The sequence below is a fragment of the Salinicoccus cyprini genome (assembly GCF_007713705.1).
Classification (GTDB): domain Bacteria; phylum Bacillota; class Bacilli; order Staphylococcales; family Salinicoccaceae; genus Salinicoccus; species Salinicoccus cyprini.
In genome coordinates this window covers 1-1,641 of sequence record NZ_VMSJ01000009.1, presented here as the reverse complement: position 1 = coordinate 1,641, position 1,641 = coordinate 1, and the positions used below count along the sequence as shown (strand labels likewise).

The 1,641-nt window shown below is 50.2% G+C and carries 1 rRNA gene; it reads right to left on the bottom strand.

Annotated elements, in window-relative coordinates:
* A 23S ribosomal RNA gene (locus FO441_RS12445) occupies nt 1-1,408 on the bottom strand; the annotation flags it as partial.
* Between the last annotated feature and the right edge of the window lie 233 nt (nt 1,409-1,641).

Sequence of the window (1,641 nt, the reverse complement as noted above, 5' to 3'; positions counted from 1 at the left end):
CATCGCAATTACAAGTCGTGCAGGAATATTAACCTGCTTCCCATCGATTACGCCTTTCGGCCTCACCTTAGGGGTCGACTCACCCTGCCCCGATTAACGTTGGACAGGAACCCTTGGTCTTCCGGCGAGGAGGCTTTTCACCCCCTTTATCGTTACTTACGTCAGCATTCGCACTTCTGATATCTCCAGCATACCTCTCGATACACCTTCGCAGACTTACAGAACGCTCCCCTACCACTCACACATAAGTGTGAATCCGCGGCTTCGGTGCCTGGTTTGAGCCCCGTTACATCTTCCGCGCAGGCCGACTCGACTAGTGAGCTATTACGCTTTCTTTAAATGATGGCTGCTTCTAAGCCAACATCCTAGCTGTCTGAGCCTTCCCACATCGTTTCCCACTTAACCAGAACTTTGGGACCTTAGCCGGCGGTCTGGGTTGTTTCCCTCTTCACGACGGACGTTAGCACCCGCCGTGTGTCTCCCGGATATTACTTACTGGTATTCGGAGTTTGCATGGGGTTGGTAAGTCGGGATGACCCCCTAGCCCAAACAGTGCTCTACCCCCAGTAGTATTCGTCCGAGGCGCTACCTAAATAGCTTTCGGGGAGAACCAGCTATCTCCGAGTTTGATTGGCCTTTCACCCCCAGCCACAGGTCATCCCCTAACTTTGCAACGTTAGTGGGTTCGGTCCTCCAGTTGATGTTACTCAACCTTCAACCTGCCCATGGCTAGATCACCCGGTTTCGGGTCTACACCTTGCAACTAGACGCCCAGTTAAGACTCGGTTTCCCTACGGCTCCCCTATACGGTTAACCTCGCTACAAAATGTAAGTCGCTGACCCATTATACAAAAGGTACGCAGTCACCCCGAAGGGCTCCCACTGCTTGTACGTACACGGTTTCAGGTTCTATTTCACTCCCCTCACAGGGGTTCTTTTCGCCTTTCCCTCACGGTACTGGTTCACTATCGGTCAGTCAGGAGTATTTAGCCTTGGAGGATGGTCCCCCCATATTCAGACAGGATGTCACGTGTCCCGCCCTACTCGATTTCACATCAAGGTTGTTTTCGTGTACGGGGCTATCACCCTGTATCGCCGGCCTTTCCAGGACCGTTCCACTAACTTCCAAGATGCTTAAGGGCTAATCCCCGTTCGCTCGCCGCTACTGAGGGAATCTCGGTTGATTTCTTTTCCTCGGGGTACTTAGATGTTTCAGTTCTCCCGGTTCGCCTCTGTTACCTATGTATTCAGTAACAGATACCCGAGTTATCTCGGGTGGGTTTCCCCATTCGGAAATCTGTGAGTAATAGCGTCTCTTACCGACTTCTCACAGCTTATCGCAGGTTAGTACGTCCTTCATCGCCTCTGACTGCCAAGGCATCCACCATGTACGCTTAGTCACTTAACCATACAACCCCAAGAAGTGTCGGTGAAACCGGCACGGCTTGTTGTCGTACAACAAGGACCAAATAAAATTTGGTTTTCGCCAAGAAGTTTCCAAAGCACTTGTAACAAATGTTTGAGAACTACTTTTTAAATCAGCTTTCCAGATTGTTAAAGAGCATGTTTGCAACGGTCAGTGACCGAAGAAAACAGACATAAACATGACTGCTTATGTCTGCATTCTTGTTAGCAAGAAGA